Raw genomic sequence first — 7,420 nt, 5'->3', positions numbered from 1 at the left:
TGGCTAAGCTCATCATGCACGATTTTAACCATCATTTCACCAGGTTTCACAGATAACAAAACATTCTGGCCCAATGCCTTTTGCTTCACATTGTCGGTGAACGATTTGGCAATTTTATAGTTCACATCGGCATCAAGCAAAGCCCTTCTGATCTCTTTCAGGGTTTCGGCGATATTGATTTCTGTAATCTTTCCTTGGCCTTTTAACAGCTTAAAGGAGTGTTCTAACTTGTCTGATAAATTTTCGAACATCTGTTATGATAAAATTATAAATACGACAATAAGTGCTACAAAAATAGTAAACTATGTTCAAATGACAATGAACAATTTACCAACGCCTGATCCGGATTCTTTCCCGTCGTCCTTCATCTGAAAAAAATTCTTGTTGCCTGGCTGTCAATACAATCTTTCGCCGATGGCCGCTTTAACTTTGTAGGCGCTGACGATATAATCAATTTTAGCTTTTAAAAGGAGAAGCTGACTTTCAGCTACAGTAGTTGTGGCATCGAGCAGGTCGAGATTGGTGATGGTCCCTTCCTTGTAATTAATCTGAGCCAGGGAGAATGCCTTGCCGGCATGGGCCAGTTGCAACTCGAATTCATCGATTTTTTGTTGCGAGGCCGACAGATTAGCTTCGCTCTCCACGACCTCATTTGTGATAGAACGCCGCATGGTTTCGGTTTCGAAATCCAATGACTGCATGGACGATTTTACATGCAGCAGGTTGTATTTTTTCCTGTTTGCATCAAAAATAGGAACATTCAGGCTGATTCCTGCCACATAATTTGCCTTGATCGTATTGAGGTTGGGAATGTACCCGTTTTTCCCGCCAGCTGAAGCAAATATACTGAGATCAGGATTGTTCTGTGATTTCACTGTTTCATACTTCAATTTGGCCAACGTTTCTTTTTCGCTTTCTATTTTTAATTCATCCCGGTTTCTGAACGCGAAGGAGACAAGCGAATCGGCCGGAATAACCGTAGAAACGGATTGCAGCTCATTTTTTACAGTGAGGGATGCGTCATTGGGCTGTCCCAGCAGAGAATTCATCAAAGCAGACTGCACTTTTTGTGCAGTCTTCAAATCTGTTTTTTGATTTTCGACGGCAGAAATTTTTACCTGGGTGGTCAAAATTTCAAATTGAGTGGCCGAACCGCTTGCTTCTTTCTTTTGAATGAATTTAAGATGCTCCTGAAGGTTTTGTATTTCTTCATCTTTGATTGAAATGGCATCCTGCAAATAAAGCAGTGTATAGAAACAATTGATTGCCAGTATGGAAATTTTCTGTTTTACCTGTACAAGCGATTGTTGGGCAATGGCTTTATTCTGATTTTCCAGGGAAATGGATTTTGCGGTTTTCCCGAAATCAAGAATGTTTTGCCTGTAATTGACGGTTGCCGAATAATTATCGGCCGGATAGAACTGAAAAGTTCCCAGCCCCGGGAAGGTGAGGGAAGGAACAGGCCCAATCCGTGAATATGAAGCGCTTGCCGACACATCCGGGTAATAGCCTGACCTGGCCAGTCCGATTTTTGCATCGGCAGCATTTAAGGCTTCTTCTGCCTCTTTCACCGAAGGATAATTCTGACTGACTTCAGAGATGACTTTGGATAAAGTCAGTGAGTCAGTAAATCCTTTTTGAATGCTTTGTCCAAAAGATGGCAATTCATTCCAGGAATAAATTACTGCCAGGGCTATATAGAAAAATTTAAATTTTCGTCTGATCATTTTTTTACTGATTTTGAATACAATTGTTTTTTCTTGGTTCGCAACAATAAAACCGGAAGGCCCCCAAGTATAGTAGCCACTGCTGCAATGGTAAAATCGTCATTGATGGCTTGGATATAGGCTTCTTTGTTGGCTTGGGCAACAATAACACTTTTACCAAGGCTTGCGGCCGAAACTTTTGATTTACCAGATGATTGTTGAATATGGTAGCCCAGATTCGTTTGTACATTTTGGTATACCTGAGAATTGGGATTTAAGGCTTCACCGTACATCTGAGTATGATAGGTTATCCTTGCCGTAAGTATGGTTGTCAGAATGGCAACGCCAAAGCTGCCGCCCAATTGCCGTACTGTATTGGTGATTCCTGAAGCCTGGGCCATTTTTTCACGAGGAATACCCAACAAAGATATTGTATTTAAAGGAGTGAAGATCATGCCTAGCCCCAAGCCCCTGATATACAGTGAGGTCATGATAAAATGATGTTCTGTCAGAAATGAAAACTGGCTGTTCAGGATAAAACTAAAAGTTAGTAAACTAATTCCAATAATTATGGGAACCTTTGCATTTGTCTTGTCGGCAACCCTTCCGATTATTGGTGCCATTGTACCTTGGATAATACCTACAGGAAGGAATACAGCTCCTGATTGAACAGCGGTATTTCCCAATGAATTTTGCAGGAACAACGGCAGTAAAAAAGTACTTCCAAACATGCCGATTCCAAAGAGCAGCATGATGATATTACAGATCCCGAAGTTGTGTTCTCCCAGCAAACGCAGGTCGATTAGTGGCTGGTCTGTTGTCAGTTCCGCCGTAACAAAAACAGCAAAAGCAATAGCTGAAATGCCAAAGCATAAAAGGACATGAGGCGCTGCCCATCCTGCCGAATTGGTCACTGCATTTCCTTCTGTAAATGCATAAAGCAATAAGGGTAAAAAGAGACTAACAGAAATAAAGCCCGTTAGGTCGAAATTGCGTACCTGTTTGTTGATATGCTCCTTTTGAATGACAATGGTTGCCAATAAACCAATTATACCAATAGGAATGTTTACATCGAAAATCAAGGGCCAGCTAAAGTTATCCACCAGGTAACCTCCAAAAAGGGGACCGAAAGAAACAGATGCCGCCGCTGCGATTGACCAGAATCCCAAAGCTACTCCTCTTTGTTGTGGCGGGAATTCGCGGGTTACAATGGCCATGCCAATAGGTTGTACACATCCTGCGCCAATTCCCTGAATGATTCTTGATATAATCAGCATATCTTCGTTTGGGGCCATGCCGCATAAAGCCGAACCTATTGTAAACAGTAGCATTCCCATGAAATACATCCGTTTATACCCGAATTTGTCGGCCAGCCAGCCGGCTGTCGGCAATGCAACGGCCATAGCAAGCATATAAGCTGTCACAACCCATTGGATTTTATCTATACCTACGCCAAAAGAAGCCATGATTTTCGGCAGGCCTGTGTTTACGATGGTTCCATCGAGCACGGCCATGAATGTTCCGATCATCACATTTACCAGCACCCACCATTTGTATCTCCTGTTGCGCGGATGAAACGAAGAATCCCTGGTGCGGATTAATTTTCTGATCTGATGAGATGGACTTACTTTATTCATGCTCAGTCCTTTATGATTTTAACGACAGCCGACATCCCTGCAAGCATTTTGTACTTTGCAGGATTTTCTTTTTTATCTGTTCCGTCAATTGATATTTTGATGGGAACACGCTGGGTTGTCTTGGTGAAATTGCCAGAGGCATTATTTGGCGGAATAAGCGAGAATTGAGAAGCCGTGTTGGATCCGATGGTGAAAATTCTTCCAATGAAATTAACCCCGGGAAAAGCATCAATGGTAAAGCGGACATTTTGGTTTAGGTGTATGCCGGCCATTTTTGTTTCTTCAAGATAAACTATGATCCACAATTTGTGGTTGTTGGTAATTGTATAAATTGATTGTCCCGGTTGGGCTATGTCTCCGGCCAGCAGCCACCGCTTTGCAACTATGCCGTTAATAGAGGCATAAAGTTTGGTGTTTCCTAGCTGGGTAGAAACAATTCCCAACTGTGCCTGTGCTGTTTTTACTGAAGCCAGTGCTGATCCAATCTGGGCCTTGGAAACATTCAGCTGTGATTTTGCAGCCTCAATCTGGGCTTTGGCAGATTCAAAAGCTTTTTTGGCATGGTCATATTGTTCTTTCGGAATCACATCGCCGGCAAATTGATTTTTTGCACGGTTCAGGTCATCCTGGGCCTTTTCGTAATTTACCTGCAATACTTTTATGTTTTCTTCATCATACTGTAATTTTGCCTGTGCCTGAACTTTTGAAGTGGCGGCCTGCGCTTTCATGGCTATAGCCTGTTGTTTTTGTGCCAGTAAATCACTACTGTCGAGTTCGGCGAGTAACTGCCCCTGCTTTATCGAATCACCTTCGTCAACATATACGCGGGCAATACGCCCAAGCATCTTAGCACTCACAGAAACATTATCTGAATCGACATGTGCGTCATCAGTAGAAATATATTTCGAATATTCCCTGTACCAAAGAAATGAAATCGTTAAAACGATCAACATGACCAATGTCAATGGAATGTAGACTTTTAACTTCTTTCTTTGGTTTGCTTTTCTTACATTTTTCTCCATAAAATAATTTCCTTTCTCTATTCTAATTTCAATGTGTTCAACTTTAATTTTATGTGTTTTGTTTTTATGTTTTATGTAAAGAATAAGTGGATATAGCTTCTTAAAAACATATTATTTTTTAATTCCCTTAATGAATATTTCGGTGAAGGTTTTGGTCTTTTTTATAAGTTGGTTGTATTCATCCTGCTCCAGGTAGAAAAATTCTTTTCTTCTTACTACCATATCCCTTAGTCCTTTTAACAGGTCCAGAAAAAGTTCAGCTGCCTCATCCGGGTTTTCAATGCCATAAATATTTTTTTCAACTCCTTCGCTGAAAATGCCGGCAATAAACTTAGCTTCCCTTTCCCTGAAGCTTTTCCAGACATTTCCCATAAGGGGTTTTAAATTCATCATATCTTCGAATCTGAATCTGCTTAAATTGAGAAGTTTACGAAAGAATAGCAGCCTGATGTTGACGTATTCCCTCAACATGGTGTCGGGTTCATTCATTTTCCCAAGCTTTACCTGCATTTCCTGAATAAGTTCATTCTGCTCTTTTTCCACTACTGCTTTGTACAGATGTTCTTTGTCAGGGAAATAGTAATAAAGGGAACCCTTGGACATGTTAAGATCCGAAGCAATTTCCCTCATGGTGGTTTTGGTCAGTCCATATAATCCAAACCTTTTCTGGGCTGCTACCAGAATAGTGTTCAATTTGTCCGGATTCTCTCCGTGATGTTTGATAGTTTCCATAACTATTTTAAGTAATTCATGCAAATGTAAAACAGTCAATTTGACTTTTTTGTTTAAAAAGTCAAATATAGCACAAAATTTTATAATCCGGGCATCACCAGATTATAATTGCTATGGATTATACATTAAACCTGAAGTGCATGATATCGCCATCCTGGACCACATAGTCTTTCCCTTCGATGGCGAGTTTCCCGGCTTCCCGGCAGGCCATTTCCGAGCCCAACTTGACGTAATCTTCGTATTTAATAACTTCTGCGCGGATAAAACCTTTTTCAAAGTCGGTGTGGATGATCCCTGCTGCCTGGGGAGCCTTGGTACCTTTAACGAAGGTCCATGCCCGGCTTTCGTCAGGGCCGGTAGTAAAGTAAGTCTGAAGGTTTAGCAAGCGGTAAGCCGAAGTGATTAATCTTGAAACCCCTGATTCTTTCAAACCAATTTCTTCAAGGAACATTTGCCGGTCTTCGTATGTGTCAATTTCGGCAATTTCGGATTCTGTTTTTGCCGCCAGGATAAGCAATTCGGCATGTTCATCTTTGATGGCCTCACGGACGGCATCCACGTATTTGTTGCCGTTCACCGCACTGGTATCATCCACATTGCAGACATACATCACCGGTTTGTCGGTCAGCAGAAAGAAATCCTTTACAATCTTTTTGTCTTCTTTATTTTCAAGTACAACGGTTCTGGCCGATTTTCCCTGTTCTAGGGCTTTTTTATATTGAACCAAAAGTTCGTACAAATGTTTTGAAGCTTTATCTCCTCCGGTCTGTGCCTGTTTCTGAACCTTTCCGATACGGCTGTCAATGGTTTCCAGGTCTTTTAGCTGAAGCTCGGCGTCGACAATTTCCTTATCGCGGACCGGATCAATGGTTCCGTCCACATGAGTTACATTATCATCATCAAAACATCGCAAAACATGAATAATGGCATCCGTTTCCCTGATGTTGGCAAGGAATTTATTACCAAGTCCTTCGCCTTTGCTTGCTCCTTTAACCAATCCGGCAATGTCAACAATTTCAACGGTAGTGGGAATAACACGTTTGGGTTTATCCAGCTCTGCCAGTTTGATCAATCTTTCGTCCGGGACGGTAATCACGCCCACGTTAGGCTCTATGGTACAAAAAGGAAAATTAGCAGCCTGCGCCCTGGCATTGGACAGGCAATTAAACAATGTCGATTTACCGACATTAGGCAAACCCACTATTCCACACTGAAGTGACATACGCTTTTATTTGATTTTTTTCGGGCGCAAATTTAGCAAATCCCTTGATGAGAATTGTCATAATTATCCCATTTCTTCATTTATTGATGACGAAATTTATATCGAATGGATTTTTCTCATACTAGGTTAACAGATTGGGGAATTAATCACAGACAATTAAAGATATTTGTTATCTTTTACATGAAAAATATCTTTAATGTCTATATATCTGGTCGTATCTGAATATATGTATTTTTTAATCCATTCAATATCAAACAAATAAAGCCTTAATGGTTCGTTTTCTTTTCCTCTTATAAAAAGAAAAATATTTACAGCATCAAAGCACATCCTATGGGCAGTATCCCTTATTTAATTTTTTAGGTCATCATTATTAATACCGTGCTTTGCTTTTTTAACATCAAAATTGGTTTTGCCAAATTCGTATGTTATGCTAAACCGTAAGGTTTGTGACACACTGGTAATCTGATTCCTTATATAAAATGTTTTATCCTTTGATTCATTCGTTTTTGTCTTTTTATACCAGAATGGATCAGAAACCGAAAGGCTCAACCTCAGTTTATGTTTTAAAAGATGCTGTGATAACCCCAAACTGGTAGAAAAATAAGAAGATGATTTTCCCTGAAACCTAACTGAGGGTGAATAAATTCCTCCATTTGCATTAAATGTTCCATTTTTCCACAATGTCATTTGGCCCCCTAAAGAGCCGGAATAACTAAAACCCTCACTATTTATGGTATATCCATTATTCTCTTCAAATTTTTTATAACCGGCATTTCCGTTAAAATATATGTTAAACTTTACACCTGCGCGATAAGAAGAATAAAGAGATAACCCGTAACTTTGATTCTTGCCAATATTATCATAAGTGGTTACTTTAACCCCGTTGGATTGTATTTTGGAAATACTTTCAATGGAATTATTAATCAAGAAGGCATACGATGATACCGAAAAATTGAATTTAGCAGTAAAAATACTATATCCTATTTCAAATGAATGAGCCACTTCTGCATTTAAGGAAGGATTTCCATAACGAATATTCATGGAATCTTCATTTATAACAAAAGGGTTCAAATAATTAATACTGGGACGTGAGAGCCGTTG

At 40.1% G+C, this 7,420-nt stretch carries 7 protein-coding genes; all 7 read right to left on the bottom strand.

Going from position 1 to position 7,420, the window contains the following annotated elements:
* Positions 1-251, bottom strand: a 251-nt coding sequence (locus tag Q8907_10435; GenBank protein ID MDP4274684.1) for a signal recognition particle receptor subunit alpha, incomplete at its 3' end; no start/stop codon positions are given.
* Between the two features lie 144 nt (positions 252-395).
* A complete protein-coding gene (locus Q8907_10430; protein ID MDP4274683.1) occupies positions 396-1,727 on the bottom strand; it encodes a TolC family protein in 1,332 nt (443 codons plus the stop codon).
* On the bottom strand, positions 1,724-3,235 hold the full coding sequence (locus Q8907_10425; protein MDP4274682.1) for a DHA2 family efflux MFS transporter permease subunit: 1,512 nt from the start codon (positions 3,233-3,235) through the stop codon (positions 1,724-1,726). The genes Q8907_10430 and Q8907_10425 overlap by 4 nt, the downstream gene beginning before the upstream one ends.
* A gap of 110 nt (positions 3,236-3,345) precedes the next feature.
* On the bottom strand, positions 3,346-4,365 hold the full coding sequence (locus tag Q8907_10420) for an HlyD family secretion protein (GenBank protein MDP4274681.1): 1,020 nt from the start codon (positions 4,363-4,365) through the stop codon (positions 3,346-3,348).
* Positions 4,366-4,476: 111 nt separating this feature from the next.
* Entirely contained in the window at positions 4,477-5,097 is a 621-nt protein-coding gene (locus tag Q8907_10415) for a TetR/AcrR family transcriptional regulator (protein MDP4274680.1), read from the bottom strand.
* Positions 5,098-5,215: 118 nt separating this feature from the next.
* Entirely contained in the window at positions 5,216-6,319 is a 1,104-nt protein-coding gene (gene ychF / locus Q8907_10410) for a redox-regulated ATPase YchF (protein MDP4274679.1), read from the bottom strand.
* Positions 6,320-6,667: 348 nt separating this feature from the next.
* Positions 6,668-7,420: outer membrane beta-barrel family protein (locus tag Q8907_10405; protein ID MDP4274678.1), on the bottom strand; the 753-nt coding region annotated here is incomplete at its 5' end.

This window comes from Bacteroidota bacterium (genome assembly GCA_030706565.1).
Classification (GTDB): domain Bacteria; phylum Bacteroidota; class Bacteroidia; order Bacteroidales; family JAUZOH01; genus JAUZOH01.
Note: the sequence above shows the minus strand (reverse complement) of the source record. Positions and strands in the feature narration are given on the sequence as shown.